Source organism: Novosphingobium sp. 63-713, assembly GCF_001898925.1.
Taxonomy (GTDB): Bacteria; Pseudomonadota; Alphaproteobacteria; order Sphingomonadales; family Sphingomonadaceae; genus Novosphingobium.
In genome coordinates, this window is sequence record NZ_MKVS01000014.1 from 66,369 (window position 1) to 91,947 (window position 25,579).

General features: G+C 60.9%; 22 protein-coding genes and 2 pseudogenes. 5 read left to right on the forward strand and 19 right to left on the reverse strand.

Going from position 1 to position 25,579, the window contains the following annotated elements; genetic code table 11:
• Window positions 1-118 precede the first annotated feature (118 nt).
• From trbF to BGP00_RS08020, 9 genes and pseudogenes are all read right to left on the reverse strand, one after another.
• Window positions 119-932 (reverse strand): annotated as a pseudogene (gene trbF / locus BGP00_RS07980) (conjugal transfer protein TrbF).
• Window positions 932-2,233: a P-type conjugative transfer protein TrbL gene (gene trbL / locus BGP00_RS07985; RefSeq protein WP_292693369.1), complete on the reverse strand. Its 1,302-nt coding sequence runs from the start codon at window positions 2,231-2,233 to the stop codon at window positions 932-934. Before trbL ends, trbF begins: the two are co-directional and overlap by 1 nt.
• Before the next feature lie 113 nt (window positions 2,234-2,346).
• A complete protein-coding gene (gene trbJ, locus BGP00_RS07990; RefSeq protein ID WP_292693303.1) occupies window positions 2,347-3,090 on the reverse strand; it encodes a P-type conjugative transfer protein TrbJ in 744 nt (247 codons plus the stop codon).
• On the reverse strand, window positions 3,090-5,546 hold the full coding sequence (trbE, locus tag BGP00_RS07995; RefSeq protein ID WP_292693306.1) for a conjugal transfer protein TrbE: 2,457 nt from the start codon (window positions 5,544-5,546) through the stop codon (window positions 3,090-3,092). The genes trbJ and trbE overlap by 1 nt, the downstream gene beginning before the upstream one ends.
• Window positions 5,540-5,824 carry a VirB3 family type IV secretion system protein gene (locus BGP00_RS08000; RefSeq protein ID WP_292693372.1) on the reverse strand — a complete coding sequence of 95 codons (285 nt, stop codon included), beginning with the start codon at window positions 5,822-5,824 and terminating at the stop codon, window positions 5,540-5,542. The genes trbE and BGP00_RS08000 overlap by 7 nt, the downstream gene beginning before the upstream one ends.
• The gene (locus BGP00_RS08005) at window positions 5,824-6,159 is read right to left on the reverse strand and encodes a TrbC/VirB2 family protein (protein WP_292693308.1); all 336 of its coding nucleotides are present in this window, start codon (window positions 6,157-6,159) and stop codon (window positions 5,824-5,826) included. Before BGP00_RS08005 ends, BGP00_RS08000 begins: the two co-directional genes overlap by 1 nt.
• A gap of 2 nt (window positions 6,160-6,161) precedes the next feature.
• The gene (trbB, locus tag BGP00_RS08010) at window positions 6,162-7,151 is read right to left on the reverse strand and encodes a P-type conjugative transfer ATPase TrbB (RefSeq protein WP_292693310.1); all 990 of its coding nucleotides are present in this window, start codon (window positions 7,149-7,151) and stop codon (window positions 6,162-6,164) included.
• Window positions 7,148-7,564 carry a CopG family transcriptional regulator gene (locus BGP00_RS08015; RefSeq protein ID WP_292693313.1) on the reverse strand — a complete coding sequence of 139 codons (417 nt, stop codon included), beginning with the start codon at window positions 7,562-7,564 and terminating at the stop codon, window positions 7,148-7,150. The genes trbB and BGP00_RS08015 overlap by 4 nt, the downstream gene beginning before the upstream one ends.
• A gap of 2 nt (window positions 7,565-7,566) precedes the next feature.
• Entirely contained in the window at window positions 7,567-9,618 is a 2,052-nt protein-coding gene (locus BGP00_RS08020) for a conjugal transfer protein TraG (RefSeq protein ID WP_292693316.1), read from the reverse strand.
• A gap of 450 nt (window positions 9,619-10,068) precedes the next feature.
• Here BGP00_RS08020 and BGP00_RS08025 point away from each other — a divergent pair, with 450 nt between their 5' ends.
• Window positions 10,069-10,530 carry a hypothetical protein gene (locus tag BGP00_RS08025; protein ID WP_292693319.1) on the forward strand — a complete coding sequence of 154 codons (462 nt, stop codon included), beginning with the start codon at window positions 10,069-10,071 and terminating at the stop codon, window positions 10,528-10,530.
• Between the two features lie 67 nt (window positions 10,531-10,597).
• On the opposite strand, the gene BGP00_RS08030 is transcribed toward BGP00_RS08025, so the two are convergent.
• The 4 genes from BGP00_RS08030 to dgt form a co-directional block, all read right to left on the reverse strand.
• Window positions 10,598-11,338 carry a hypothetical protein gene (locus BGP00_RS08030; RefSeq protein WP_292693322.1) on the reverse strand — a complete coding sequence of 247 codons (741 nt, stop codon included), beginning with the start codon at window positions 11,336-11,338 and terminating at the stop codon, window positions 10,598-10,600.
• A 200-nt stretch (window positions 11,339-11,538) separates the two neighbouring features.
• Window positions 11,539-11,988 (reverse strand): DUF488 family protein, encoded by a 450-nt coding sequence (locus tag BGP00_RS08035; RefSeq protein ID WP_292693325.1) that lies wholly within the window; start codon window positions 11,986-11,988, stop codon window positions 11,539-11,541.
• A gap of 495 nt (window positions 11,989-12,483) precedes the next feature.
• Window positions 12,484-13,269, reverse strand: a complete 786-nt coding sequence (locus tag BGP00_RS08040) for a hypothetical protein (protein WP_292693327.1) — start codon at window positions 13,267-13,269, stop codon at window positions 12,484-12,486.
• A complete protein-coding gene (dgt, locus tag BGP00_RS08045) occupies window positions 13,269-14,708 on the reverse strand; it encodes a dGTP triphosphohydrolase (RefSeq protein WP_292693330.1) in 1,440 nt (479 codons plus the stop codon). Before dgt ends, BGP00_RS08040 begins: the two co-directional genes overlap by 1 nt.
• A gap of 737 nt (window positions 14,709-15,445) precedes the next feature.
• Between dgt and BGP00_RS08050 the strand changes: the two genes are divergently transcribed.
• From BGP00_RS08050 to BGP00_RS08060, 3 genes are all read left to right on the forward strand, one after another.
• Window positions 15,446-17,026 carry an endonuclease NucS domain-containing protein gene (locus BGP00_RS08050; protein ID WP_292693333.1) on the forward strand — a complete coding sequence of 527 codons (1,581 nt, stop codon included), beginning with the start codon at window positions 15,446-15,448 and terminating at the stop codon, window positions 17,024-17,026.
• 474 nt (window positions 17,027-17,500) lie between these two features.
• Window positions 17,501-17,788 (forward strand): hypothetical protein, encoded by a 288-nt coding sequence (locus BGP00_RS08055; protein ID WP_292693335.1) that lies wholly within the window; start codon window positions 17,501-17,503, stop codon window positions 17,786-17,788.
• Window positions 17,785-18,228: a hypothetical protein gene (locus BGP00_RS08060; RefSeq protein WP_292693337.1), complete on the forward strand. Its 444-nt coding sequence runs from the start codon at window positions 17,785-17,787 to the stop codon at window positions 18,226-18,228. The genes BGP00_RS08055 and BGP00_RS08060 overlap by 4 nt, the downstream gene beginning before the upstream one ends.
• On the opposite strand, the gene BGP00_RS08065 is transcribed toward BGP00_RS08060, so the two are convergent.
• From BGP00_RS08065 to BGP00_RS08090, 6 genes and pseudogenes are all read right to left on the reverse strand, one after another.
• Window positions 18,225-19,112: a C1 family peptidase gene (locus tag BGP00_RS08065; RefSeq protein WP_292693339.1), complete on the reverse strand. Its 888-nt coding sequence runs from the start codon at window positions 19,110-19,112 to the stop codon at window positions 18,225-18,227. The two genes, BGP00_RS08060 and BGP00_RS08065, sit on opposite strands and share 4 nt — an antisense overlap.
• Window positions 19,109-20,731 carry a hypothetical protein gene (locus BGP00_RS08070; RefSeq protein WP_292693342.1) on the reverse strand — a complete coding sequence of 541 codons (1,623 nt, stop codon included), beginning with the start codon at window positions 20,729-20,731 and terminating at the stop codon, window positions 19,109-19,111. Before BGP00_RS08070 ends, BGP00_RS08065 begins: the two co-directional genes overlap by 4 nt.
• Window positions 20,732-21,307: 576 nt before the next feature.
• On the reverse strand, window positions 21,308-22,597 hold the full coding sequence (locus tag BGP00_RS08075; RefSeq protein WP_292693344.1) for a hypothetical protein: 1,290 nt from the start codon (window positions 22,595-22,597) through the stop codon (window positions 21,308-21,310).
• Window positions 22,598-23,020: 423 nt separating this feature from the next.
• Window positions 23,021-23,185: pseudogene (locus tag BGP00_RS08080) on the reverse strand (integrase core domain-containing protein); the annotation flags it as partial.
• 21 nt (window positions 23,186-23,206) lie between these two features.
• Entirely contained in the window at window positions 23,207-23,437 is a 231-nt protein-coding gene (locus tag BGP00_RS08085) for a helix-turn-helix transcriptional regulator (protein WP_292693346.1), read from the reverse strand.
• Window positions 23,438-23,449: 12 nt separating this feature from the next.
• Entirely contained in the window at window positions 23,450-24,031 is a 582-nt protein-coding gene (locus tag BGP00_RS08090) for a DUF2975 domain-containing protein (protein WP_292925734.1), read from the reverse strand.
• 95 nt (window positions 24,032-24,126) lie between these two features.
• On the opposite strand from BGP00_RS08090, the gene BGP00_RS08095 reads away from it, so the two are divergent.
• Entirely contained in the window at window positions 24,127-25,317 is a 1,191-nt protein-coding gene (locus BGP00_RS08095) for a serine hydrolase domain-containing protein (RefSeq protein ID WP_292693351.1), read from the forward strand.
• Window positions 25,318-25,579: the final 262 nt, after the last annotated feature.

A 25,579-nucleotide genomic window follows, 5' to 3' on the forward strand; every position in this document is an offset into this window, starting at 1 on the left:
TTCGGCGGTGGCGACACCTTGGCAGTCGCAACGGGGCTGTGTGCTGGCTCAGGGGTCGGAGTCTGGGCCTGCGCAGACGTCGCGATGATCGCAAGAGCGCAGGATGCGAGAATGAACTTCACGGGCGTGTCTCCTGGTTGGGCTGCGTGGCAGCAGCGAGATTGGGATCGAGGGGAGAGCCAAGCGGCAAGCCTGCCGGGACAGGCGGCAGGGCAGCAGGCGGAGGGGCCGGGCGCGACTGCGCTGGAGGATCGAGTTCGCGGCTCCAGTCGACCGCATCGACATAGACACCAAGGGGGTTTTTGCGGAGCATCTCCGCATCGGGGGGGGGGCCGCACCACGATGGTCAGGATCGCGGTCCAGCGCTGCGTTCCTGCCTGAACGCCGCGCTCATAGGCGGTCTCGGTCCATTTGACCTGAAAGGACCTGTCGGATGCGCGCACCACGCTCGTCACCTGAACCGAAACCGTCCGCTCGCCGATATGGGCAAAAGGGTCGGCGGCTCGGGCATAGTCGCCGAGAAACTGTGCGCCGCGCTTGGTGGTGAAGTCATAGGCCTCGAGCCAGCCCTGACGAACCAGCACCGCATCGAGCGATCGGCTGCGGACGTTTCCGATAAAGCGCGACAGGTGCCATGCGATCTGCGGATCCGTGGGATGATAGCCCGCTTGCGCTTCCGAGACGGCGCGCGCCTCACCCAGCCGGTCGACCTCCACCACGTAGGGAGTGATGCGGCTCTGCGCCGATTGCCAGACGAGACCTGACGCAAGGCCGCCGGAGAGGGCAAGGCAGCCGAATGCCATCAGGCGCCAGTTGCGCGCTTGCACGCGGGTAGAGCCGATCCGCTCGTCCCAGACCTGACCGGCGCGTTGGTATGGCGTATCGGCCTGCGGAATTTGTCCATAACGCTGGACGGCGCGTTTGAAGATCATCAGTCGTCCCTTTCCTTGATGTCGGGGGTGGCGGAGGCGCCGCCGCTTGTCCCTTGCTGCAAGGCGTGCAGCGCGATCTGGCTGTGATGTCGGGCAGTCTGCTGGCCGCGCATGGCGCGTGCCCAAGCCGGAGCGCTGTCGGTGCCAGCAGATGATTCTGCTTCGGCCCGGCCGCTGCGGTTGAGGGCATTCCAGGCCGCAGTTCGCCCCTCCGATGCGGCTTCGCCAAGGCCAAACGCGCTCGAGGCACGGTCACGGGCGGCATTGCCGGCGGCGCGCGCCACCCCGCCAAGGCCGGCCGCCATCGTCGGCGCTGATGCGGCTTCCTTGCCCAGCGTGTAGGAGCTCGACGCGGCAGTTCCCATCGAGGTGCCGGCCCGCACCGCGCCGAGTGCGGCGCCGCCAAGGGCACGCGCCCCGCCAATAGCAGCGCCGCCGACAAGCATCGTGATACCCCCCGCGCCAACCGCCGTGCCGAACGCCGCACCCGCACCTAGCTGCGGAGCGCCCGCGACGAGCCCCGAGGCAATGCTTGGACCGAAAATGCCCAGACCGAACATGGTGAGGCTTGCGAGCATCAGGCTCAGCGCCTGTCCGATGTCCGGCTCCTGTCCCTGCAAGGCTGTCGTGAACTCGGTGAAGAAGTTTGATCCGATGCCGACGATGACGGCGAGCACCATCACCTTGATGCCTGAGGAAACCACGTTACCGAGCACGCGTTCGGCAAGGAAGTTGGTCCGGTTCCAGAGTGCGAACGGCACAAGGATGAAGCCGGCCAGCGAGGTCAGCTTGAATTCGATGATCGTCACGAACATCTGCACCGCGAGGATGAAGAAGGCGATGATCACCACCGCCCAGGCGAAGAGCAACACGGCGATCGTCAGGAAATTGTCGAAGAAGGTCGTGAACCCCGTCAATTGTGACGCCTGCTGGAGCAGCGGCCACGCCGCCGAGAAGCCGGTGCCGGCAAGTCGTCCGGGCTTGAGAAGGTCAGCGGCCGCCAACGTGCCGCCGCCGGCGGTGAGACCAGCCTGCGCAAAGGACCGGAAGATGATGTCGCCGAGCGTTGCGAAGCTGTTCAGGATGAATGCAAACGCGCCGACATAGAGGATCTTCTTGAGGAAACGACCGATGACATTGTCCTCGCCGCCCAGCGCCCAGAAGAGCCCGGCAAGCGTAATGTCGATGCCAATCAGTGTGACGGTGAGGAAGCGGACATCGCCGCCCAGCAGCCCGAAGCCGGCGTCGATATAGGTGACGAACGCCTGCATGAAGCGGTCGATGACGTTAAGATCGTTCACGTCGAGCAAATCCTGCAAGAGATGAGATGCGGCGGGGCGAGACCGGGGGAGCAAAGCCTCGCCCTGAGGTGGCCGGTGACAGAAGGCGGACCGCCTCTGGCCCCTGCGCGCGCCTATTGGGGGGTGTAGGCGGTGCCGGAGCCGAGGAACCTGGTGGTCGCGGCCTGCGCGTCGATCTGAGCCTGCGCCTCTCGAGCGCGTTCGATCGTTTCGGCTCGATATTGCGCGGCCATCATGGTCTGGATCTGGAATTGCTGCTTGGCGGTCAGCGCGAGCAGCTGATTGGTGGCCTGCTGCGCCTGAAGCGCCCCTTCGGCATCCTGGCTTTTGGCAATGATCGATGCGAGCGTCTGCGCGTCGGACTGAACATTCTCCGCCACTTGCGCCTGCACGGTCATGGTATGCTGGTAGGCGGTCATGGCGGTATCGAGCCGGCCGCGCGCGGCGATCACCTGGTTATTGAGCCGAAGTGCTTGTCCGAAGCTTTGCGGGAAAAGCTGCCGGAACTGCAGGTCGAGGCCGGAAACCTGGAACCGGATACCTTGAGCCTGCCCCATCAGTCGATCAATCTGCTGGAGCGTCCGGGTCAGCGCCTGCAACTCCGGAAAGTCGATGCGGGAAAGGTTCTTCGCCTGGTTCGCCAGCATGTTCGCCTCATTCTGGAGCGCGGTGATCTGGTTGTTGATCTGTTGCAGCGAGCGCGCAGCGGTCAGCAGGTTCTGACTGTAATTGCTGGGATCGAAGACGACGATGGCCTGCGCCGGCGTCGATGACACAGCAAAACCAATGACGAGGAAAGCCGTTGCGCTGGCGCTGAGGGCGGCTGCGATCAGATGTTTGCGGGTGAGGTAACGCATCACATTACTCCTGTGCTTTGGGGGGCGGGGAATTCGGGAAGAAGGTCGGCGGCCCATGCGAGGCCGGCATCGCGCAGGAAGCGGGCGGCGAAATCCGCCTGACCGCCCTCGGCGATCATCGCGTCGATCCGCGCTTGGGTGGCCGGATCAGAGGCGCCGCACAGCGCAAGTGCGACAGGTCCGAGGCCGAGCTCGAACAGCCGGTTGCCGCGCGCCGACTGGAGGTAATATTCCCGCTTGGGTGTCGCGCGACTGATCAACTCGATCTGGCGGTCGTTGAGCCCGAACCGCTCATAGGCCTCGCGGCCCTGCGGCTCGATTGCCCGGTCGTTGGGCAGCAGGATGCGCTGCGGACAGCTCTCGATGATGGCAGGCGCGATGCTGCTCGATGCGATGTCGGCAAGGCTCTGGGTCGCGAACAGGACCGCGACGTTCTTCTTGCGAAGCACCTTCAACCATTCGCGGATACGAGCCGCGAACAGCGGATGGTCAAGAAAGATCCAGGCCTCGTCGAGAATGAGGAGCGTCGGCCGCCCATCAAACCGCTCCTCAAGTCGGTGGAACAGATAGGTCAGGACGGGCGCGACGACGCCCCCCTGCCCCATCAGCGCCTCGGTCTCGAAGCACTGCACGTCGGCGAAGGCGAAATGCTGCTCGGCCGCGTCGAGGAGCCTGCCGTACGGACCATCGAGCGTGTAGGCCCCGAGCGCGGTCCGGAGCGCATTGGACTGAAGGAGCAGAGCAAGGCCGGTCAGCGTCCGCTCCTCGGGCGGCGCAGACGCCAGACTGCCCAGCGCGGACCAGACCGCCTCCTTGACCTCGGGTGTGACGGTCACGCCCTCGTGGGCGAGCAGGGCCGCGATCCATTCCACCGCCCAGCTTCGCTCGGCAGCATCCTCGATCCTGCGCAATGGCTGCAACGCCAGCGTCTCACCGGCATCGACGCCCAGGCCAAGCGCATGATGCGCGCCGCCCATCGCCAGCACAGCTGCCCGCGCTGAAAACCCTTTGTCGAAGATATAGATCTGGGAGCCGGCGTAGCGCCGGAACTGAAGCGCAATCAACGCAAGCAGCACCGATTTGCCGGCGCCCGTCGGACCGACCACCAGCATGTGCCCGACGTCGCCGACATGCGTCGACAGGCGAAACGGTGTCGAACCTGCCGTACTCGCATGAAGCAAGGGAGGACCGCCCAAATGGGCATTGCGGTCAGGCCCGGCCCAGACCGACGACAGCGGCATAAGATGCGCGAGGTTCAGAGTGTGAACCAGCGGTTGCCGAACATTCGCATAGGTCTGACCGGGCAACGACGAGAGCCAAGCCTCAACCGCATTGACGCCTTCCCGGATCGTCGTGAACCCGAGCCCGTTGACGATCCGCTCGACCTGCCGGACCTTGTCTTCGACCCGACCGCGATCACTGTCCATCACCGTGATCGTCGTGGTCAGATAACCGAACGCGACATGGTCGCCGCCCAGCACCTGAAGCGCCATGTCGGCATCGACCACCTTGTTGTCGGCGTCGGTATCGAGCAGTTGCGAGGGCTGGTTGTACATGATCTCGCGCAGCAGCGCGGTGATCGACTTGCGCTTGTTGAACCACTGCCGTCGCAGCTTGGTCAGCGCCTTGGTTGCCTCGCTTTTATCGAGCGCGATGAAGCGCGTGACCCAGCGATAGGCGAAGTCCTGATGATTGAGCGCATCGAGGATTCCCGGTCGGCTCATGTTTGGGAAGCCGAGCACTGTCAGCGTGCGAAGGTGGGTGTCGCCGAGTCGCGGCTCCAGCCCGCCCGTCAGCGGCGTGTCAACGAGCAGCGCATCGAGATAGACGGGCGTCTCGGGGACCTCGACATGATGCGGGCGATTGGAGATGGTGGCGTGCAAGAAAGTGAGTGTCTCGCAATCATCGAGCGCACGGACCTCGGGCATAAAGCTCGCGAAGAGATCGAGGGCGCGATCGCTTTCGGCGATGAAGCTCGACAGCGCTCCGTGCCAATCGCGGCCCCGGATTGAGCCTGCGTCGGCATCGGGCCGCTCGACCAACGAACGGCCGGCTGCCTCGGCGCTATCCGGCGTCGGCAGCCAGGTCAGCGTCAAGTGATATCGGCTTTCATAGTGCTCGCCTTCGCCGAGGAAGGCGGCGCGGCGTTCCTGGTCGACCAGCCAGGACGCAGCGTCCGGAAAGCCACTGTCGCCGTAGGCCGATGCCGCGCGGCGCTCGGCATCGAAGAACAGCGCCCAGCCCGTCCCGAACCGCTTGAGGACATTGTTGGCCCGGGCACAGGCAGAGATCAACTCAGCCTCGGTGGCGGATTCCAGGTCGGGCCCACGAAAGCGTAGCGTCCGCTGAAAGCTGCCGTCCTTGTTGAGGATGACGCCGGGCGCGACGAGCGCCGCCCATGGAAGATGGTCCGCCAGCCGGTCGGGCCGGTGACGATATTCAGCAAGGTTCAGCACGCAAAATAGCCTTTCTGACGCAGATGGCGGATCATCACGGATGCGAAGTCGGGGTCGCGACGCGCGGCAACGACAGCGATGCTGTGGCCAAGTGCCCAAAGCACGAGACCGGCGATCCATTGCTGGAGGCCGAGGCCGACGGCGGCGGCCAGCGTTCCGTTGACGATCGCCAGCCCGCGCGGCGCTCCGCCGAGCAGGATCGGCGATCCGAGGCTCCCGTGGACGGGAACCTCGAACCCTTCGAGATGTTGGGCGCTGGAGGCGGTGCTTGGGCCGATCACGCGATCAGCGCCCCACCGCCAAAGCTGAAGAAGCTCAGGAAGAAGCTCGAAGCCGCGAAGGCGATCGACAGGCCGAAGACAATTTGAATAAGGCGCCGGAAGCCGCCGCTGCTCTCGCCGAACGCCAGCGTCAGGCCGGTAACGATAATCACGATGACGGCGACGATCTTCGCGACCGGCCCCTGGACAGATTCCAGCACCTGCTGGAGCGGTTGCTCCCACGGCATGCCCGATCCCGCCGCCTGAGCGACGGGGGCTATGGCGAGGGTCAAGCTGATCGCCGCACCGACAAAAAAGGCCGGTCCGCGAGATGGAATCTTGGCAAGCTGCATTATCATTCTCCTTGGGGGTTGAAGGGCAAGAGGAAGTCGGCGAGCGCGTAGGCGCCAGTGTCGGGGTCAAGCCCGGCGACACGCGCGATCTGCGAGATGCGACGCTGGAGGCCGCGTCCGGAGATGAAGACGATGATGTCGATCGCCTCGGCGATCAGCCGGCGTGGGACGGTGACCACCGCCTCCTGGACGAGTCCCTCGATCCGGTAGAGCGCTGAGATCGCGCTGTTGGCATGGACGGTGGCGATGCCGCCCGGATGGCCGGTGTTCCACGCCTTGAGCATGTCGAGCGCTTCGGGACCACGTACCTCGCCGACAATGATGCGGTCGGGACGCAGACGCAGCGTCGAGCGGACAAGATCGGCCATCGTTACGACGCCCGGGCGCGTGCGGAGAGCGACCGTATCAGCGGCCGGACTCTGAAGCTCGCGCGTATCCTCGATCAGGATGACGCGCTCGTCGATCCAGGCCATTTCTGCGAGAAGCGCGTTGGCAAGCGTGGTCTTCCCCGAACTCGTGCCGCCGGCGATCAGGATGTTGTGGCGCTGCGTGACACAGGTCTTCAGCCGATCAGCAACCTCCGGCGTCATGATGCCGTCAGCGACATAATCCTCGAGGCTGTAAAGCCGTTCGGCTGGCTTGCGGATCGAGAAGCAGGGCGCGGTCGACACGGGCGGAAGCAGGCCCTCGAACCGTTCGCCTGCACGTCCCTCGATGTGCGGTGGCAGTTCAGCCGAGATGATCGGCGCGTCGCCGTGAACCTCGGCCCGCGCATGAGAGGCGACGAGGCGGATGATTCGCTCGACCTGAGCGGCGTCCATCCGCACGCCGGTATCCGAGCGGCCCTCGCCAAGCCGATCGAGGCGCAGCGCCCCATCGGGATTGACCATGATCTCGATGACACGGGCATCAGCGAGTGCTTGGGCAATCACCGGCCCCATCGCCGTGCGAAGCATGGCCCGTCGCCGGTCTGCGGAGATGCCGCCGTTCATCGACCGTTCTCCGCCGCGCCGCCGAACCCGTCGGCAATCGTTCGCCGTCCAGCGGCGATCTGCCGCCCGACCTGGGTGATGAAGGCCTCGAACCGCTTGGCGGCGATAGCCCGGCCCGCATGATCGTTCTCGGCGAGCGGGGCTTGGATCGCCAGTTCGTAGCGGATGAACAGTGCCAGCGTTTCGAGCTGGATATGCCCGTCGCGCTCAAGCCGTCCAATGGCCGTGGTCAGGCGATCGAGACGGATGCCGAAGCGGTCTTCCAGTTCCGATGCTCCGCGCCGATTGAGCCAGGCGGTGACCGCATCGGTCAGGATTGCCGATTTCGACGCGCCTGGCTTGGCAGCCAGCGCCTCAAGGCGGTCGCTTACCGGTTTCGGCAGGAACAGCTGATGGCGGATCTTCTCAACCATGGTCAAAAGTCCAGCTGCAGATCGTCGGGCCGATGCCCGTGAGAAGCTGGGGCGCCGGCCTCAATGCCGTAGACGCTGCGTGCGGTGCCAAGCGCTCGCGCCTGATCCATGGCTTGGCTGTAAGCCACGGCATCATCGTCATCAGCGCCGAGACCGAGCGGATCAGTGGTGACTGGATCGGGGGTCAGGGGGGGATCGATTTCCTGTCCGGGTTGCCGCGCCTGCTCCAAACCTCCGCCGGCCCCGCCGTCGACATTATCTTCTCCGGCACCGAGACGGGCATCGGTATTGCGGACACTGTCGGCCCAGACATCCGCCCGCGCTGCCGGCCGATCGACATAGTCACCGCTCGCCAGCGTCGGCGGCGGAAGTATACGAGCCTTGAAAGTGCTGTCCTCAAAATAGCGAAGCTTGGTCGCTCGGATCGGCGGCGTGCCGGAGACAAGGACAAGTTCGTCTGTCGCGGGCGGTTGCATGACTTCGCCGGGGGTTAGGAGCGCGCGCCCAGTTTCCTGCCGACTGACCATGACATGGGCGAGCCAGGGCGCGAGGCGATGCCCGGCATAGTTGCGCATCGCTCGCTGCTCGGTGGCCGTTCCAAGCGCATCCGAAATGCGCCTTGCGGTTCGCTCGTCATTGGTCGCAAAGGCGACGCGGACATGGCAATTGTCGAGGATGGCGTTGTGTTCGCCATAGGCCTTCTCGATCTGATTGAGGCTTTGCGCGATCAGGAAGGCGCGGACGCCATAGCCGGCGAGAAACGCGAGGCTGGTCTCGAAGAAGTCCAGGCGACCAAGCGCTGGAAACTCGTCGAGCATCATGAGCAGCTTGTGCCGGGCACCTGCGTTGGCGCCGTTCTCGGCGTGCAGATGCTCGGTCAGGCGGCGACCGATCTGGTTGAGCACGAGGCGGATCAACGGCTTGGTACGGCTTATGTCCGATGGCGGCACGACCAGATAGAGGGAGACCGGCGACTTTCCCTCGACCAGGTCTGCGATACGCCAGTCGCAGCGCGACGTCACAGTTGCTACGGTCGGATCACGATAGAGGCCGAGGAACGACATCGCGGTCGACAGCACGCCAGAGCGTTCGTTCTCCGATTTGTTGAGAACTTCCCGCGCCGCCGATGCCACAACCGGATGGACCATCGGCGCTTCGGCGGTCCCCAGATGGTTGGTAGTCATCATCCGCCGCAGCGTGGCGGTAAAGGGCCGTTGCGGGTCGGACAGGAAGGAGGCAACGCGGGCGAGCGTCTTCTCTTCTTCGGCGTAGAGAATATGCAGAATTGCGCCGACGAGCAGCGAATGGCTGGTTTTTTCCCAGTGGTTGCGGCGTTCGAGCGCGCCTTCGGGATCCACCAGGATATCGGCGATGTTCTGGACGTCGCGCACCTCGTCGGTGCCACGGCGCACTTCAAGCAACGGATTGTAGCGCGCCGAGCGGGCATCAGTCGGGTTGAACAGCAGGCAATGTGAAAAGCGCTGGCGCCAGCCCGCAGTCAGCTGCCAGTTCTCGCCCTTGATGTCGTGGATGACCGTCGAGCCCGACCAGCCCAGCAGGGTGGGCACGACGAGGCCGATGCCCTTGCCACTCCGGGTCGGCGCAAAAGCCATGATATGTTCGGGGCCGTCGTGCCGGAGATATCGTGGACCGGTCCGCCCCAAAAAGACGCCGGCTTCATTCAGAAGCCCGGCTGCGCGCATATCATGAACCGTTGCCCAGCGCGCCGACCCGTAGGTGGTGACGTTACGCTGCTGCCGGGCACGCCATACGGAACCGAAGATCGCCGCAGCGCAGCCGATCAGACCGCTCGCCGCAGCGATTGCGCCCGCCTCTTCAAATATCGCCGGGGCATAAGCCTCGAACGAAAACCACCAGCCGAACAAAGCCCATGGCTGGTAGATCGGGTGGCCGAACGCGCTAAACCACGGCCGCCCAAGCTCGGGCTGGTAGGCGAGCGCGGCTGCCGCCCATTGTGTGGCCAACCATACGCCCGCCAACACGATGGCGAACACGACAAAGATCTGTCCGATGAGCAGTTTGGTAGGGGTCATGCGGGCCTCCGCCCGCACGAGAATCAGCCTGTGCGGGCATGACCATTAAGTTCCCCATCGCTCTTCTCAGCGTCAGACCCGTTCCGAGGACGTAAAATACCTATCTGGGGACTCCAGATATTGCCCACACAGCTGCCCCGGCATGCCGCCATCGCGCAACCGCATCTACAGCCTGCAAATCATTGCTCATAGGATTGGGTGGAGAGACGAACCGGCTTGTCGCCTTTTATTCACCGCGCTGAAAGCTGACTCCCGAATGCCCATGGCAGGGGACACTCCGGAAGGGCGCCTTTGGTGCCGGTAGTGGAGCGAGCCGCCCTTCGTTTATGGGCTCAAATTCTTGGCGTTCAAACGCTCGGACTTGCTGAATGTGGTCACGGTCGCGCGGGAGAAGTAGACGTTCGAAACGTGTTAGCGTCGTTCGTTGCTCTCGCGACCGGCTAGGCCTAGGTGCTTAAAACGGCTTTTTTGGAGGAAACGGTATTGAGTGCAGAGGCGAAATGGGCATTCATCACCGCGCTTGATGACGAACTGTTGAAAGGAGACAGTACCATGTCGGAATGGTGCGCCTTCATCGTTCGCGATTGCGACTATGCCTTTGTCGGAGGCGCTAACCTAGCCACAGTGATAGTCGCTACTGCGGCAATCGAAACCTATCTTCGCGCTGAATATGCTGATGGAAGACGTGTTCGCCTTGTGGATTTGATTGATGGCGCGCCTATCGAACAGGGGCTGCGAGACGACATCCACAAGCTGCGAAAATATCGTAACACATGGGTTCATGTGACAGCTCCAGAATATGACGAAGCAGTTCTAAAGGAACCTGTGTTTTATTATGAACAAATAGAAGAATGGGCAAAGACGGCACAACGTACCATGCGCCGTACCATCTATGAAAACCAGTGGATATGAAAGAGACTGCTGGGGCGAACGTCCGTCCCTCCACTTGGTGGGCGCTTCTGGTTGCCAATCGATCCGATTAGAAGATCATCTCGGACTGGACAGGACGGTCCGTTGAAATTTTTGGAGGATAGATTACACTGATGATTAGCCACTGATCGGGAAAGCGGTGGATCGTCCCCATCAGGAAATGCAAATCCTTCGCCGGCAATTCGGTTTCGAGCTTTTGTCTGAAGGGCGCCTCCCAGCCGTCACCATGCTTGTCAACGCAGTGCCAGTAGAGGGCTCCCGCCTCCCAATCGGCAATCTTATGACGGTACCGGCGCGTTTCGCCAGCGACCTCGCATTCATAATGATAGTGGAAATTGTGCGGCAGCTTGCGCAGTAAGCGAACTTCTCGTTCATCCTGTTCGTCGAAGAGCCCGCCTTGGATCTGGTCTTTGACCAACTTTTTGAGCTCTTCCTCGGTCCAGTTAGGACTTTCAGCCTTAGTTATCTCAAGACGATCGATTCTCGCTGGACGAAGTAAAGCAAGGGTAAGGCCTTCAGTCTTTCGTGCGGCTTCAAGAGCCGCAAAATCGGCAAAAAGGGGAAGTTTGCTCAGTTCGTTTCGGCGCGCAGCCCAGTCGTCCTTAGTGCTGATCGGCTTGCCCTCCAAGGTGATGGTGTCTACGGAGACCGTATGGCTCTCGGGCCGGTGATCCTTCTGCGCTTTGCGGATGCGAGCTGAAATCCATTGCCATTTCTGGAATTGTTGACTGTCGCGGATAAGGCGGAAGGGAACCGGAAATAGCCTGATCAATTCGCCCAACTGCGTCATGCCTGCGACGCATGATGTCTCGGCATATTTTTCGCTGGGCGACGGGTAGGTCTTGCATAGAATGAGTATGCGCTCGGTCCGGACAACTGCCATAAGCCCCTCTCACACCGGGAAAAAAGCGTTCCCGCGTAGTTTTAACACCAATTGCCGAGGGTGATTAAGGGCTTTAAGACATCTTTTTCACAGACTTCTACGAGCTGTTATGGGTTGACTCCCACGTTCTTGACGGTGAAGTCGGCGAGCGTAGCCATTTCTTTTGCGACCACCGTACGATGGCATTGCGTTGGGCTGCGTTCATAGCAAAGCAAGATCGACGGGCGATCCAGGGCCAACTCGACCGCTAGACGCAAGGCTTCCTGCCCCTTCGGTGTCGCGATGTGAGAGGTGTAGATTTCTAGAAAGGCGGGGTAATCCCCGCGGCGCATAGCCTCTCGCCCTGCTTTGGGATCGCCCAGTGACTTGAGGTGGATGTAGGCGATGCCCTGCTCCTCTAGGGCGTTCGCCAAAGCAGTTTTCGAGAAGCCACGTCTGCGTGATACGGGAACATCCCGGATGTCGATCAACCGTTTAATACCGCAATCCTTCAGTGTCCGCAGGAAATGGACGATATCCGCCCCCTCATAGCCGACGGTGTATAGGACGCTGGACATTCAATTCTCCTTGATGCGCGGCCTGATACACAGAAAAGTAGCTTTTCGTTAGCGCGAATTCCTGCCCTGAAAATCAGGCTTAGTTGAGCCGTGGTGTTGCGGCCCCGTCAGAGCCAGCATGACCGATACATCAGGCCGAAAGCCCAGTTTGCTCGCGCCCATCGGACGTTAGGATTACACTTGGGGCTAATTCTGCATCTACTCAATGAGGTTACATCGCTGATGCTCATAATGCGTCAGGCCCCATCGCCCCATGATCGTCGGCTCTTGGGGGGCCTCTCTCCACTGCGCAGAGGCGGCAGCAGACGCCCAACTTACGTCGTTCCGCGGTGCCCATCCAAATGACCGCTCCTGCCGGAATGCACTGTTCCCATTCTGTTGAGCGGCCGGGCGGCAAAGCGCCCTGCACGGTTGCACACGGACTGAATGGCTGTTCCCAGTGACACGCGCGGCAGTATATCGCTCCTAACCAGCAAGGCCTCCCTGTTTCGGGGCTCAACTTACGTCTTCAAAACCCGGAAGCATCAGTTGCTTACCGACAGCTGTGTTGAACTCGCTTTTGGGGCTGTCGGAAAATAAGATGCGTTTCAGATCATCCGAGTGATTAAAGGCCCCGACGACGATGTTAGTGAAGAGGCGTGCCTCCGTTGAGCCAATCGAGGAAAGGCGTTCGTCGGTAAGATGGTCGTCAATGAACGCGCGGAGTCGCGGGCCAGGATGGTAACCCCAAGTGAGGACACGACGGATCGCCCGCAGTAAATTCCCTTCAATTGAAGGATTGGGCAAGAGGTTGATGTCGAGAATACGCTGCTGCAAGCGGGTAAGATAGTCATTAGGTGCGTATAGCTTCCTCGACTTAATCTCGTAGCAGACCGCGTCGCAGTCGAAGAAGGTGGTGTTGAGAATATCCTGGACGCCATGTACGTGGGCGTAGCCTTGAGTGGCTGCCCATGTGGTTTCGAGAGCCCAGAAATCGATCTTCCAATGCGGATGGCGTGACGCATAGCCCCCGAATCGGTTGGGGGTCGCATGTAATTTGCAAGCAAGTTCGGCCACTTCGGTATGGTCGGCGGCGATCACGAGGTCAATATCTGACTTGAAGCCGACCTTACCTCTGCGCGCGATGTCACGAACAAGCCCGCCTACGATTGCTACGTTTTCGAACTTCATGAAGTATGTATCGAGGATGTCTCGAAGGCGCTGGATGGGAATGCCTGGCTCACGCCAGACATAGTCGTCGACCCGTCGCTTGAGTTGAGGGAGACCCGTAGCAACGGTCATCAGGCTAAACTCTTCACTTCGTTCCACAGCTTTATAGTGAACGTATCAGTCATTCCAGACAGCATGTCAGTCAAAAGGCGTAGTTCTCGGTAACGAATTGATCCAACGAAATTGTGCGACTCGCAGCTGATGGCGTTGTCTAAGTAATTTTGACTAATTAGAGCAAAGACAAATTTGTTCTTGGCGCTTCGGCGTTTTTTATCGATCTTTTGGAAGTCGTCTTCCTTACGGTCATGGATCGCATCCCAAAAGGCGGTCATGAGGCCATCAAGCGCTTCGGCGCCGATTGTCTCCATCTTGAGGACGGCGGGATGGCCAAAGGCGTACTGCTTCGCGATTTCCTTGAGAGTGTCGCAAAGAGGATTGTTCTCCATTAGCGGGATTTTGTGGGATAAATTCGTAATAGCATCCCCATTTATAACAAAGGCCGTGCTCGCTTCCTCAATGAGCGCATCAACGAAGAATGCACGAAGGTAGCCGATCTTAATGTCACGGGCGATTTCAGGCCTTCGGTTCGCCCGAACAACCTTGCGGAAAGCATCGTGCGCACGCTTCACGGCTAGATGTTTCTTGGTGCGACTGTCTGTCGAGAGAATTGCGATCACGTCGTCCGGCGAGATTACTCCTTTTTTCATGGCGTCGTCGACGTCCAGCACCGAGTACGCGATGTCGTCGCAGGCCTCCATGATCCATGTCAGTGGATGCCGCTGCCCTTCCTTTAGGCCGGTCTCCTTCCTGACCCAGTCGATAAGTTCCTTCTCGGACTGAAAGTATCCATACTTCTTACTGGTAAGAATTGAGTCATCTTGGTTCGGAGCGCCGACTGGATACTTAATTGCGGCCGCCAAAGTCGCTGCAGTAAGATCTAGTCCTGAGTTGTATATAGAAGTCTGGAGCTTGGTAATCAGGCGTATTGTCTGCGGATTACCGTCAAAGGAAAGAAATTCCTTTCGATACTCAGCTGGAATTGGATGGTCGAGTTCCGTGCCGGCATCCTCGGTCGTGTGCGTAAAAATCCAGTTACCCCGCTTTTTGAACCAGCGTCCAATGGCCGCCTCCCCCTGATGGCCGAAAGGTGGATTTCCCAGATCATGGGCTAGGCCGATGGCAGAAAGCATCGGCTGGACGACGTTGTGAAGGTCGGCAGCACCAAAAAGCTTGCTGTTGGAACTGTGGATTCGAGTGCCGATGGAGCGGGCGAGATTCGCGACCTCGTGCGAATGCGTCAGTCGCGTACGGACTCCGTCGTTTTCGTCCATCGGCCACACCTGAGTCTTGTCCGATAAGCGGCGAACGGGCGTCGAGAAGAGGAGGCGATCATAATCCTGTTGGAAGCGTGAACGGACGGACTCATCGGCTGCGATTGATTTCTCTTTGGCACCCTGCTGAGTCCGGACGTTGCGACTAGCCCATCGCGCTTTGGACCACAGATCTGCCATTGAGTGTTTCCTCCTACCGAATTCTAAGCGGCATCGCTTGCACCATGGCAGGTGATACCGAATGTCGCTGTAGTGCCTATTACGCCACCGCCGGTTCGTCCAGTAGCCCCAATGGTTGTAAGCTGTTAGTGCGAAGAACTGGCTGACTTGGTCGCATTACGCGAGAGCTAGGGTGATCCATTCGTGCTGTGAGGGCATGGCAACGATCGCCAAATGCGGTCACGTACCGGGACGTGACCCAGATTCCGCCCGTTTCTCGACAATGACGCGACATTTCGCAACCGGCCAGTTTCGCGCATTTCGGGAACAATCATCAGTGATTCAGGAAATGCGGGTGTTGGATGGGGACCTGCCATTCCAGGCGCGGCTCGCGAACGTCAGTTTTGTCACACGACTCCGCGTTCGTTTCTGGCAACACACGACCAATTCAAGCCCTTCCGCATCTCGCACGTGAATGACCGCTCATGCCGGAATCCACGATCCCCATTCTGTTAAACGGTCGGTCACAATGCGCCAATTGTCGCCGTTCCAGCCTCTTCACGCTGATCCCGAACGCCGCCCTCCGTTCATCTGTGAGATGGGTCGCCTGAAACGACCGCCGATGGGATACTGCGGGCCGTCCGGTCTTGGACGTTCGGCGGAGAAAAACAGACGTCCCGGGTTTGCTCTAGCGTCACGCAAGGGACACACGTCGATAATGCTCTCTCGGTAACGCCATCCGCGCTATGCACCAAATCATGACAGTTTCACCCCCGAAGAATGATGCTAGGCCGGTCCTCGGGCTCTTCGCCAACGAGGCCGAGTTCCGCGATCACCTCGCCGACCATCTCGATCTTGTCGCAGCTGGCCTGACGCTGCTCCAGATCGAATATGGGCTCGACAATCCGAATGGTGCTGGCGCGCGGATCGATATCCTAGCGCGCGACGCTTTCGATCACGTCATTTGCATCGAGGTCAAGCGCAGCGACAGCAGCGCGCGCAGCACGCTCAACGAGCTCGGCAAGTATGTAACCCTCCTCGTCGAGCGTGATCGCGTGCCAAAGGAAATGGTCCGCTGCATCGTGGTCTCGACCCATTGGAGCGAGCTCCTCCTTCCGCTCTCCTATTTTACCTATGCGAGCGGTGTCGATGTCACGGCGCTCCACGCCATTGTCGAGAACGGCGACATCATTCTGCGGCCCGTCGTGCTCAAGACCCTGCAGTTTCTTCCCCAGCTCAGCCCGGACATGGATCTGATTCGGTTTGAAGCGGCCGAGCCGCGTCAGCGATATGCCGATTATATTGTGGCCCGCGCGACGCAAATGCCCTTCGTGCGGCTCGCACTGTTCCTGTTTGCGGCCAAACGGACCTTACCCGAAGGACGCCCGGCCTTTCCGATGGTCGTTTGCATCTGGAGAGTGCCGGACGGTCTGCACGAGCGCATCGAAGCTGTGACGGGCAAGAAGATCGGGGCGGCCCTCCCGTACGCGGCTCCTGGCTGGGAACCGGAGGCCGATGCTAAAGACTGGATCGGTGACGTCCCTCACGAAGACTTGCCCGAGTTCGCCCATGGCTGGACGCATGGAACCCCCGAAAAGCTGCAATCGCTTGATGTCAATTACTCACTCGATCAGGTTCTCCGGGTCGGAGACTGGCCCAAGATCGATGCGATCAATGATGACGCGAGACTGCTGAAAGCAGCTTTGGCTATGTCGCCACTCGGAGGGAGTGGACGAGCCAATCGCAACAGCTTTCGCGCAACCGTCTCGCCGACCGTCGCAACGTCATGGGCAATGGCGGTCGAAGGCTTTCTCGACTTCATCGCATTTGAACCGAGCTGGCAGGCGGCAGCCCGCAGCTATCTGGAGCAGCTTCTCGGTGCGGATGTCAGCGTCGAACTCCATGCGTTTGACAAGAAGCATTTCCTCTATGCCGTTCATCAAGCGCGCTTCCACGAGGATGCGATGCTCGGCTACTTTGAGATCATCTGCCGCACGGGCGACACTGTGTTTAACGGCTTGCATGGCTATTACACATGGGATGGCAGCACATGTCCCGATTATGCAGAGGCCGCAGTCTACCGGACCTACGGCGACGAAACTCAAGCCATGTTTGCGATCTGGAGTGCCGTAGATCGTGAGCGCTACGAAGTGGCCAACATCATTCACGGGTTCATACCGGTGATCGACTGGCTCGACGAGACTGGCACCCTCAACGCAGGCCGGCCGGCCTTCCGATACACGCTGCAGGATTTCGTCAGGGCAAATGCGGACTATTGCGCGCAGGTCTCTGCGGTTCTCGAGCGCTGCGGCGAATTGCCGACCGATCCATCCGGTTGACGCCGATTGGGGGCAGGATTTTGGTCGGAAGAGCGGATATCCAACATCCTCACCTTACAAATCGTCGCCGCTAACGGCCAGCCCCCTCCTTCAGGAACGCTAGAGGCGATGCGGGCAAACGTCGGGTTTTGGGACGACCGGACGTTCGAACTACCCAGCCGGATCAGCTGCTTTGTCCCACGACTCCGCGTTCGTTTCCGGCAACACGCGACCAGAGCCGGTTGTTCAGATCAGCTACCGCGAACGTCTGCTCCTGACAGAAGCTGCCGATGGAACGCCCCGAAGCAGACCGTCGGGAAGGCGCCCTGACGTCGGAAGTTTGCGAGGCCTATCCAACGTCCCGCAAGCCGTCGTTCGTTCAGATGGCGGGACCTGGGCGGATCGGCTGGGTACCTGAACAACAGCATCCATTCCGAGCGCTTAGGAAGGCCGTAAACTTGCTTCTAAGCCAGCTCTTAGCGATAACGTGTAGCAATGTCGTCTCACCTGAAACCTTCTCTGCGTCTTCTTCAAACGTCTGATTGGCACATCGGCCAGAAACTGCATGGTCATGACCGTCAGGAGGAGCATGACGCCTTCCTCGCATGGCTGATCGAGCGGCTAGGCGAGTTGGCGGCCGACGCGCTGGTTGTGACCGGCTACATTTTCAATGTCGCGAACCCTCCCGTCTCTGCGACCGCCCGCTTCTACGTCTTCTTGCGCGACGCCTTGGGGATCTCTCGTGAGACAGGGACCGCGCTGGTTGGTATTACACGGTGGTGAAGGCGATCACGGAGCAGGCCGATTGGAACGGGCCGATACTGAACGACGCCTACAACGTCGACGTCGAATGTTTGCCGCCGAACTTTCCCTACACCGAGTCACGGTGGGAATATGACGACCGCGAAATCGCCGTTCCGAAGTCGTTCGGCAGCATGTGGTGCAAGGTGTTCGAGCCGGCGAACGAGATACCAGTCGCGCATGCGGTCTTCGCCGCCGACGATACAGCAGTGCGGTGTGACAGCGTGCACGTCGACGCCGTTCATCGCCGGCGCGGTATTGCTGACCAGTTGTATCAGCTAGCGGCCTGCCTGTTCGATGCAACGGTCGTGCCGTCGGACAGGCTGCTGGATGACGGCGAGCTGTTCTGGGAAGGCCGATCCGAGATCGTTTGCCTGCCACAGGCCGGCGACGACCAGACGGCAGTCTCGGACGATGGCTAGGCGAGCTGCAACTGGAGTGCGGTGTGGCCGCCGGGCGTCAGAAGACGGCACTCGCCGAACGCAATGCGGCCGAATCCCGCCGCCCCCCACCCAGCGCCCTCGCTGTTCTTGATGATCCAGTATTGCCCGGTCAGGTCGTAGCCGATCAGTTCGACCGAGTGCGCCGCAATCTTTATGCCGGCGGAGTGGTGGTAGACCTGACCACCATAGTTCGACCAGAAATCGTCGTAGAGATCGATCACGGCGAGGAGCGGTCCGTGCTGCAGCGCCTGGAACGCTTGATCGGGGGTGTAGATGTATTGGACTGAGCCGACGCGCCCCTGCCCCTTGGCGGTGGGACAGTTCGCAGGATTATAGGGGAAGTCGCCGGGTTGCCACAGCGCGATCGGATGTTGCTCCGCAAGGTTCGCCAGTGACATCGGGTCGAGCGCGGTGCCGCAATCCGCGCCACCAACGCAGCGATGAAGGTGGCCGGGCGACAGGGAGGCGCATAGGTACCCGAACTTTATCGTGGCGAGGTCAGTGAGGGTCGCTGCCATCGCGAAGGCAGTGCAGCTGTTGCACTTCCCCTGATCCATCGGCGGAGCCATCTTGATGTGCTGACGCCAGTCCCAGGATTGCGGCGGCGGTGCGAACGCCTCAAGGTTGCTCAGGTTGGGGCGACGACCCTTCGGTCCGAACGCCCGGACCCGACCTTTGGTCCTGAACGCGAACGGGGCGTGGGCGCGCTCGACCACGTCCCATCCGGGGGCGTTCCAGATCAGCTTCCGGTAAACGCGGCGAACCCTCGCTGCCGCATCGGGGTCGTCTTCGGGCTCTGGCAGGACCGGAGCCGCAGCGACCATCTCGTCCCGGGCGGGCCATTTCTGGTCATCGTCCGTCATTGGCCGGCGGCCGCCTTGCTGGCCGCCAGCGCCGCCTGCGCGTCCAGCACCGACTTCTCCGCAGTCGCGAGCGTCGCCTCCGCCTGGAAGGCCGCGATCTTGGCCAGGTCGTCGGCATTTGGATTGGGCGACAGCGCCGCCTCGGCGTCGGCCAGCGCCTTCCGCGCCTTCGCTTCGTCCGCGGCGGCGGTGAGGCGCTTCGTCTCGGCCGTGCGACGTGCATCGACGATCGCGCCGACCTGCTCCGACGCTCCCTTGAAGGCTTCGGCCGCACCACTGCCGGCTCCACGCAGCTGACTGGATCCGGCGGACGTAAGCACACCGGACTGCGCGAAGCCTGCACTGTTCTTGATGTGGGCGAAAGTCTGGGCCCGGAACGGCAGATACATCATCGTTCCTGCCTGCAGCGACAGGCCGGTAGTCGATGCGATCAAACGGTCGGTGTCCAACTCCTCGACGGTCCCGTCGCACGGCTGGGCCACGCAGATGACGAGCCGCACCCGACCGGGTTCGCGGTATGGCAGGCCCGGAATGGCGGACGGCTTGGCCCGTGCCTGTCGCGCTGTCGGTTGCGCGTTGGATGGTGGCGGTGGTGGCGGAGTGGGCGTGGATGCCGGCTTGGGCGGCTGCGCGGCCGCGCCGCCATTGCCGTCAGCGCGCGGCCATGCGCCGTCGTTCGAGGCGGGGCTCGTCATCGTCGAAGTTGTAGTCGAGACGGTGGTGACGGGCTTGGGTGACGGCGGCGGCTCCGCCGCAGCCAATGCTTCCGGTCGATCGAGTGGCGTCAACCGCATGAAGATCACGACCGAGGAGCTGTCGTCGAGGTTCCAGCGCTTCTTCGCTGTAGCCGAAGGCGCGATCCCCTTCGTGCTGGCAAACTCCGAACCGACCTTGGGCCAGGTGATCGTCCGCGAGTCGGTGAGGACGTCGTTCAGCTCCTTGAGCCGTCCCTGCTCGAGCGTCAGCACGGCGACCAGCGCCTCCAGCCTCGCGCGGGCCTGACCGAGCTTCCGACGTGTGATGCCATCGAGCGTCGTTCCCATCGCGGTCGCGTCTGCGGTGAGCTTCGTCACCAAGGCGGTCTGCGAGTCGACCGCCTTTTGCGCCGCTTCCGTCACGGCCTTCTGTCCGGGATGCTGATCGTCTCCGGGCTTGCCGTTAATCCCGTCGAGCGCGTCGGTGACCGCCTTCGCGCATTTGTTCGAAGCCGGGCCAGCCGGGAATCCCAAGCCGGCGGCCGCGAGCTTCGAGACTCCCTGAAGCACGTTTCCGATCGCCGTCCCGGTCTGGTCGTCGGCATCGGATGTGATCGACTTCGGCGTCCGGTCCTCATACCATTCCATCGTGAATTCGGTCGTACGGAACAGGCCCTGCAGTGACCGCGGATCGATGACGTAAAACTGCTCCGGGTCGAGCGCGGTCGTCTCCTTTAACTCGGCCGTCGTCTTAATCTTTAGCGGAGTATTTCCCGTTGGATCGCAGCCTACGACGCGCCAGTTCGCGGTTATCTGGTATTGCGTCAGCCGCAGCCGATAGGGATAGCCGACTTGGGGGGATGAAGGGTCGTACCGCTGCACGTCCAGTGAGGATACGCAGCCGCAAAGCGTCATGCTCAACATGAATGACACCCAAGTCCGCCCCATGGTTCATCCCCTTCTTGCTCAGCACCAGCCCCCTGGTGCCGAGTCGATGGTGCGAGGTTCGGTCAATTTCTACTTCGCGGCAAATTGATTCTAACATTAGTGGTACTGCCAGTCTTTTGTTCGAGCGTCGGCTTTGCATTCCGTGTCAACAGAAACCTGCCTGACCACAAGTGGCCCAATATTTGTCGATCTACGATGTCGCTCAGGCGAACCTTGAACGTCGACTTCTGGCCAGAGTTGCCGCTCGGAATATCGCATGCGAACGTCAGGAATGTCCCACGACGCGGCGTTCGTGTTCAGGCAGCACGCGACCAACTAGTGCTGTTCTGATCCGTTTGTGGGAATGTCGGTTTACGCCGGAACCGGTCATTCAATCAATGTTCCAACAGCGGCCTAGGAGCTGCGCGCCGTCAGGGATGGTCGTTCAGCTAGCTGCCCGCTGATCTTGAACTGCCGCTGGTTCCAGTGGGATGGTGGCCTGCTGATCGCGAGGCCGATCGACGCTCAGCGTATCTGGGACAAGACAAAGCGGGACCAATGAAATAAGTGATTTCAAGGAGCGTCGGGTGCTCTTCCGGCAGCCGTCAACGCCCGCGCGATGACGAGGTTCGTGTCGAACACCAATCCTCGCGCCGTGCGCACTTGGTAAAGTGCCTCAAATGAATTCGCGCCGCGTGTTTCGCGTGACAGCAGATCAAGTTGGCGGGAATCCGACGCGAGCCTGATCATCTGGGACAATGCGGAGTTCCCCATGGCCGAGATCACGATGATCCGATGGCCGGATGGTCCGGTGTAGGCGGCGATGTATCCATAATCGTAGCCGGACAGATCCTTGATTGGGATGCCGGTGTCCCTCGCATCGCTTGCGAGAGGCCCGGCTTTGAAAGTCCTGTGCGAGGAAATGTCTGTTAGCTCATTCGCATTGGGTCCAGACACAATCCGAGACCGGCCAAGCAATGGAAGGCGCAGCGAGGCCAACTCCGGAAAATATTCGATATACACAATATTGTCGGCATCAATCATCTCCTGGGAAATCTGCGACGCAGGAATGATCTCTGGCGGATGACCGTCCTGACGCATCGACGCAAGAAGCGGAAGCAGTGCTGCAGCACTCTTGGCAATATTTGCGGGAACACGGTGGATATCCCGGTCGTGCAAACTGCCATATTGGTCGGGATGCATCTTCACATAGTCATCAAGCTCGCGCCCCGAGCGGATCGCCGGGCGCATGGAAAGGCGCTGAATCTTGCCGTCCGGCCCACTCTCCACAACCATGTAGAAATCGCCGACAGCAATTAGCGGCGGGCGCTTGTCGATTGCGACCTGGCGCCAAAACGAGTCCCCGCCAATGGTCAGGGTCTTACCGTGAGCCGCGCTCTGAGTGCGGAACGCCTCAACCCATAGCATTGTGCAGAGCGCCAGACAGCAGATGAAGACGATCGACATAATTTTCTGCGCTGTGGGCCGCTTAGGCGTATTGGAGAGTGCTCCGGCATCCTCGGCACCCTCTGACGCATTGACCAATAGCAGACGATATTCACCCTTGGGGATTTGCAGGCGCATCCCGCTTTTCCCGGCACTAAAGCTGTCGATTCGCTGACGAAGGCGATGCACATGGACCCGAACCGTCGAATCCTGAGATGTGTCGAACTCGGCATTTTTTCCAAATACCGCCATGGCAATTTCGATCTCTTTAGGTGACCTCTCGTCGCGGGACCTTTCGAGCATATAGTCGAATAATCGGACGAGCATCGTCGAGCGACTGCCATTCGCCAAGGCATGTCGAAAGAGCGCTGCCTGCTCGTCCACCCAGTGCTCTCTTTCCGGTTCTTGGGCGTTCAAGGAAGGATTAGCTTTCAACTATCGGCCTGCTTGAAAAGGACATTAGGCGACTCCCCTTAGCCATCAGCCAAGCGCTTTACCTTCGCTCAGATCGACCAAAGCCAAGTCATAGTTGAGTTATAGCGACAATATTAATCATTACCAACTTATTGTTGAATTTTTGAATATCATCCTCGCCGAAATCGTGTTTGAGAAGGGTGCTCAACCTGCCTCCCCCCGCCCTCTACCAGCATCATCAGCCGATGATCGGCACGGCCCCAAGGCATTCGGTTCATCTGATCGGACCACACGTTGTCCCTACGCCGGATTCTCTCAACAGCGATGGGCGCTGGATAAGTGCATTGTCTGCCGACTGCTTTCTTGAATCGCCGATGTTGGGCTTCATCCGGGGAGGGCTTAGCCCGACCGGAGTGACGCCCAACATCAACCGCCGAAATCATGCTGCCATCGCCGTGGGCAGATTGTCAAAATAGCCTGATCGGACGTCTTGGCGCCGAGGCTCGAATGGGGCTTCCTTGCGTTGTAAAAGCTCAAGTATCAGGCAATCGATCCCCGTGCCTCGCTGACTGTGGCATAGGCATGCACGTACCCGACGCTTGCGCAAGCCGTTCATAAGGCTTCTCCTTCCATACGTTCCGCGCGTTCGTAGCGGAGCAGGTCGCCGGGCTGGCAGTCGAGGAAGTCGCAGATGCGTTCGAGCGTTTCGAAACGGACGCCTTTCACATGCCCTTTCTTGAGAAGCGAGAGGTTCGCCTCGGTGATCCCGACATATTCGGCAAGTTCCTTCGACTTGACGTTGCGCTCGGCCAGCATGACGCCGAGCCGGACCTGAATGGGCATGTCCGGCTCTCCTCAGACGAACTGATCGTTCTCGGCCGCGATGTCGGCTGCTTCGACCAGCACGCCCGCGATGATTGCAACCATCCCCGCGAACAGCAGCGACAGCACGGTGTCCGAGCCAAGGTTGAGCGCCAGAGCGCGCGTGTGTGCGGGAGAAAGCGAGCTGAGCAGCAGACTGAGGATGGCCCCGGCCACCGGCTTGAGCAACGCCGCCGCCGCGACTCCGAGCGCGAAACCACGCAGGCTTCGCGCGGCATCCCCGGAAAAGATACGCCCAGCCGCGAAGCAGCCAAAACAGCGCCGGGCGCTCAGCAGGCCGACAATCAACGCGCCGAGCGGGATCATGGCGACCGCGAAGGCCGCGAACCGCATGGCAAAACCTATTTCTGCCGGTGGGCGAAGGAGCAGACCCGCGTGGCGAAACAGCGTGCTGGCCGGTGTGAGGCACCAGTAGAGCAGCATCGCCATGGCAAGCAGGAACGCCACTGCCATGCTGGCCGTCGCCATCAACCCGCTCCGGCGGCGAACCCGATCAAGCCGGATGGCGCGGGGATCATCATGTCGCGCCGTGACGCATGTGCCGGATGAGGCCATGGCGGAATCTCCTTGTGACGCCATCCTATATCCTATAATTTCTGTTTTACGATAATATATTTTCGATCAACATTAATCTCTCGCAAGGAGATCCCATGCCGATTTTCCGAACCAATCCCGTGGCGGCAGCCGGACCCATGCGCTCCCGCCGAAAAATGCTGCGCGATGCTTTTGGCCTCGCTGGCACGATGGTGATCGGTTCGCGAACCGAGGCGGCTGATTATCGCCCCGTGCGCTGCTCGGCGCGCGCGCCCTATTCCGGTGCACCGCTGCATCCGCCGGTGGATGCCGTTGAACTGACGGCGATCCCCGACCGCCCCCTGCCCGCCGCGACGATGGCGCTTCTTGATGCTGCCTTCGCCCGGCTGAAAGACTATACGGCGGCGCCCGCTTTGTCCGCCGCCGTGGCCTGTCCCGGCGTGGGCCTGTGGCATCGGCAATCGACACAGCCGGAGCGCCCGATCCTGTGGTGGGCAAGCGTCGGCAAAGCGTTCACCGCGACCGTAGTGCTGCAACTGGTGCAGGAAGCGAAGCTGTCGCTGGACGCGCCGGTGTCAAAATGGGTCGAGGGCGTGCCGAACGGGCATATCGTTACGGTGAGAGACCTTCTTGCCCACACCTCCGGCCTGTTCAGCGCCAACGAGGACATGGTTGCGCGCGCCCATCCCGGTTACCGCGATCCGGCGACGACGCTCGCCATCGCCGGTCGGCACGGCGCGATGTTCTGCCCGGGCGAAAGATGGCGCTACTCGAACACCGGCTACGATGTCTTAGGTATGATCGTCGAAAGGATTGATCGCCGCCCCATCGACGCAGCGATCACGGCTCGTATCATCGAGCCCCTTGGCCTGCGGTCGATGCGTGCGCTTTCTCCCGGCCAGCAGGCACGCGATGTTGCCCTGCCCGCATCGACGCAAGGCCAAACCATGGACCCAGGCTGGGCAGGCGCCGCCGGTCCTGTCGTCAGCGATGCCCGCGACATGGCTTTGGCCTGGGCGGCCCTTCTCGACGGACGTTTTCTGCGCAAGAGCCTGCGACGAGAAATGACCGCGATCCTCTATCCGATGTTCGACCCCGGTACCTATTACGGGCTCGGCTTAATGGTCTTCGAGGTGCCCGATGGGCAACGGACGCTTCGCTGGATCGGTCATGCAGGCGGCGCGCCCGGCGTCAGCGCCATTGCGCTCTACCCGCCCGATGACGGCGCCATCGTCACAGTCGCGCTGACCGGAAAGGGTTCCGCGACTGCCTGCGCGAACTTGCTCCTCAAGACCCTCAGACCGTAGAGGAAACCTCGCCCTCAAAGCGGACGAAAGCTGTGCAAAGCAGGCCCTGCGGAAGCGGCCGTCGGTTCACCCCTTCGATGCATTCTGTGAACAGCCACCAGGTTTCTGGACGACTGTGATCCCCAATTGTGAGGACAGGAGGCGACGATAGAGAAAACCAATTTCAGCGATGAGTGCTTGGGTGATGCGGTGACCCAGATTATCAAGCGCGGTATCCTGTAGAGGATGTGTCGAAACGCCTCGGTGTCAGTCTGCATCTATC

What these genes read in the sequence shown, in the direction of transcription:
- trbJ (WP_292693303.1), bottom strand. Translation starts at nt 3,090, where the DNA reads ATGCGTTACCTCACCCGCAAACATCTGATCGCAGCCGCCCTCAGCGCC.
- BGP00_RS08005 (WP_292693308.1), bottom strand. Translation starts at nt 6,159, where the DNA reads ATGCAGCTTGCCAAGATTCCATCTCGCGGACCGGCCTTTTTTGTCGGT.
- trbB (WP_292693310.1), bottom strand. Translation starts at nt 7,151, where the DNA reads ATGAACGGCGGCATCTCCGCAGACCGGCGACGGGCCATGCTTCGCACG.
- BGP00_RS08015 (WP_292693313.1), bottom strand. Translation starts at nt 7,564, where the DNA reads ATGGTTGAGAAGATCCGCCATCAGCTGTTCCTGCCGAAACCGGTAAGC.
- BGP00_RS08020 (WP_292693316.1), bottom strand. Translation starts at nt 9,618, where the DNA reads ATGACCCCTACCAAACTGCTCATCGGACAGATCTTTGTCGTGTTCGCC.
- BGP00_RS08030 (WP_292693322.1), bottom strand. Translation starts at nt 11,338, where the DNA reads ATGACGCAGTTGGGCGAATTGATCAGGCTATTTCCGGTTCCCTTCCGC.
- BGP00_RS08035 (WP_292693325.1), bottom strand. Translation starts at nt 11,988, where the DNA reads ATGTCCAGCGTCCTATACACCGTCGGCTATGAGGGGGCGGATATCGTC.
- BGP00_RS08040 (WP_292693327.1), bottom strand. Translation starts at nt 13,269, where the DNA reads ATGACCGTTGCTACGGGTCTCCCTCAACTCAAGCGACGGGTCGACGAC.
- dgt (WP_292693330.1), bottom strand. Translation starts at nt 14,708, where the DNA reads ATGGCAGATCTGTGGTCCAAAGCGCGATGGGCTAGTCGCAACGTCCGG.
- BGP00_RS08050 (WP_292693333.1), top strand. Translation starts at nt 15,446, where the DNA reads ATGACAGTTTCACCCCCGAAGAATGATGCTAGGCCGGTCCTCGGGCTC.
- BGP00_RS08055 (WP_292693335.1), top strand. Translation starts at nt 17,501, where the DNA reads ATGTCGTCTCACCTGAAACCTTCTCTGCGTCTTCTTCAAACGTCTGAT.
- BGP00_RS08065 (WP_292693339.1), bottom strand. Translation starts at nt 19,112, where the DNA reads ATGACGGACGATGACCAGAAATGGCCCGCCCGGGACGAGATGGTCGCT.
- BGP00_RS08070 (WP_292693342.1), bottom strand. Translation starts at nt 20,731, where the DNA reads ATGTTGAGCATGACGCTTTGCGGCTGCGTATCCTCACTGGACGTGCAG.
- BGP00_RS08085 (WP_292693346.1), bottom strand. Translation starts at nt 23,437, where the DNA reads ATGCCCATTCAGGTCCGGCTCGGCGTCATGCTGGCCGAGCGCAACGTC.
- BGP00_RS08090 (WP_292925734.1), bottom strand. Translation starts at nt 24,031, where the DNA reads ATGGCCTCATCCGGCACATGCGTCACGGCGCGACATGATGATCCCCGC.
- BGP00_RS08095 (WP_292693351.1), top strand. Translation starts at nt 24,127, where the DNA reads ATGCCGATTTTCCGAACCAATCCCGTGGCGGCAGCCGGACCCATGCGC.